Origin of the sequence: Vibrio sp. 10N.261.55.C5, from assembly GCF_041470505.1 — a bacterium.
Lineage (GTDB): Bacteria > Pseudomonadota > Gammaproteobacteria > Enterobacterales > Vibrionaceae > Vibrio > Vibrio crassostreae_C.
In genome coordinates this window covers 1-2,413 of sequence record NZ_JBFRMS010000112.1, presented here as the reverse complement: position 1 = coordinate 2,413, position 2,413 = coordinate 1, and the positions used below count along the sequence as shown (strand labels likewise).

The 2,413-nt window shown below is 49.1% G+C and carries 2 protein-coding genes; both read left to right on the top strand.

The window, feature by feature from the left end; genetic code table 11:
• Positions 1 to 115 precede the first annotated feature (115 nt).
• A complete protein-coding gene (gene istA, locus AB4263_RS24035) occupies positions 116 to 1,648 on the top strand; it encodes an IS21 family transposase (protein WP_372099022.1) in 1,533 nt (510 codons plus the stop codon).
• A gap of 11 nt (positions 1,649 to 1,659) precedes the next feature.
• A complete protein-coding gene (istB, locus tag AB4263_RS24030; RefSeq protein ID WP_011988345.1) occupies positions 1,660 to 2,400 on the top strand; it encodes an IS21-like element ISVch3 family helper ATPase IstB in 741 nt (246 codons plus the stop codon).
• Positions 2,401 to 2,413 lie beyond the last annotated feature (13 nt).

Genomic DNA, 2,413 nt, shown 5'->3' with positions numbered 1-2,413 from the left:
CGGTGATCGGAATAGCGAAAACCGCGATCGGAATGCCCGAAATCCTTCCTTTTTCTCTTTTAAATCAATAGCTCGCTATTCTTTACTTCTTAAACAAGAACGTAAGGAAGCGACAATGGCCAAAAAGAGAACTCCAATGAACAAAATCAAAGAGGTATTACGCCTTAAGTACGACTGCGGTCTCTCCAATCGTGGTATCGCTTCTTGCCTGAAACTCGGCCCGTCCACCATATCGGAACTCCTTACTCGCTTTAAACAAAGCCAACTTGGCTGGCCTCTACCCGAAAGTTGCAGCGATGCTGATCTCACGCAAGCGCTGTATCACGGCAAGAAAGCCAGTCGCGATAAAGTCATGCCAGACTTCACTCAATACGCAGTCGAACTCAGACGTAAAGGCATGACAAAGATGTTGTTGTGGCAGGAATACCATGAGCAATATCAAGAACAAGCTTACGCTTACACTCAGTTCTGCGAGCACTTCACTCGTTGGTTCAAAACTCAAAAGCGCAGCATGCGCCAGCTCCATGTGGCAGGTGACAAGCTGTTTATCGATTACTGTGGGCCTCGGCTTCAAGTGATCAACCCTGATACAGGTGAAGTGCGCGAAGCAGAAGTGTTCGTGGCGACCTTAGGTGCGTCCAATTACACCTATGTTGAAGCCTTCCCGAGTCAAGGTAAGTCTTACTGGTTAGAGGCGCATGCCAATGCGTTCGAGCACTTCGGTGGTGTACCACAGCTCTTGGTTCCCGATAATCTACGTAGCGCGGTCACCAAAGCCAATCGTTATGAGCCGAGACTTAACGACAGTTATCAAAAACTGGCGAATCACTATCAAACCGCAGTGATGCCAGCTCGCCCTTACAAACCGAAAGACAAAGCCAAGGCAGAGAATGCCGTGCTCCTAGTGGAACGCTGGATCATGATGCGACTACGACATCAAACCTTCCATACCTTCAAAGAGCTGAACCTTGCCATCCGTGAGCTTATGAATGACTTAAACGAACGTGAGATGAAACAGTATGGTGCGAGCCGCAAAGCGCTGTTCGACAAACTCGATAAGCCAGCGTTAAAGCCGCTACCTAAGCAGCGATACCTCTATACCGAAACCAAGCGAGCCAAGGTTGGGCCTGATTATCACATAGAATATCGCCGCCACTACTACTCGGTGCCACATCAACTTGTTGGTCACCATGTCGAACTGGAAGCCTCCAACCGTCTGGTGCAGATCTACCATCAAGGTAACTTGGTAGCCCAGCATCCACGCAGCCAAAGAGAGCGCGGAAACAGCACCCAACCAGAGCACATGCCGAGTAATCATCAACATCAGAAGTGGTCGCCTGGACGCCTGCTCAACTGGGGAGCCAATATCGGCCCAGCCACACGAGAAGTCATCAATAAGATGCTCTACTCCAAGCCTCATCCAGAGCAGTCGTATCGCTCCTGCCTTGGGCTGCTCAATCTGAGTAAAGCGCATGGCGAGTCGCGCTTAGAGCAAGCCTGTAAAGATGCGCTGATGCTGACAAAACCGAACTACACCTTCATCAACAATCTGCTGAAGAACAATCGTGAAGGACAACTGAGCAAAGACAACACGAGCACGCCGAACCTTGTTCATAGCAATGTCCGTGGCCCGAACTGTTATCACTAGGAGAAATACAAATGAACGCACTGAACGACCAACTCAAAACCCTCCGCTTGAGCCATGCAGTGAAAGCGTTAGAGCAGCAACAAGAACAACTGAGCACCTACGCAGAGCTGGACTTCGAGGAAAGGCTAAGCCTACTTCTGGAAAGTGAAATCTTGAATCGCAATCAGACAAAAATCCAACGCTTAAAACGGCAAGCCAAACTGAGAGTGGATGCTCAGCCGAGCCAACTCATCTACAAGGAGGGACGAAATCTCAATCGTAAACAGATGAGCGAACTTCTAACGGGCAGTTATCTACATAAGCACCAGAATATCTTGATCACAGGCCCAACAGGTGCTGGCAAAACGTATCTTGGCTGCGCACTGGCAACCAGTGCCTGCGACCAACAACACACGGTCAGATACTACCGATTAACTCGCCTGCTTGATGACCTGACCGCAGGTCGTCTGGACGGTAGCTATCAAAAGCAACTTCAATCGTTGGCTAAGAAAGCTCTACTAATCCTCGACGACTGGGGGATGGAAAAGCTAACCCAAGAGCATGCAGGTCACTTATTAGAAGTGCTTGAAGATCGTTACCAAAACAGCAGCACGATCGTCATCAGTCAGTTACCTGTAAAGGAGTGGTACAACATGATCGGTAACGCCACTGTCGCAGACGCTCTAATGGATCGGCTGGTACACAATAGTCATCGAATAGAACTAGGAGGTGAGTCGATGAGAAAACTGGCGCAATCCGATCACTTAGAGTAAAAATAGGAAGAGA

Coding starts and splice junctions, on each gene's coding strand:
- istA (WP_372099022.1), top strand. CDS start 116: ATGGCCAAAAAGAGAACTCCAATGAACAAAATCAAAGAGGTATTACGC.
- istB (WP_011988345.1), top strand. CDS start 1,660: ATGAACGCACTGAACGACCAACTCAAAACCCTCCGCTTGAGCCATGCA.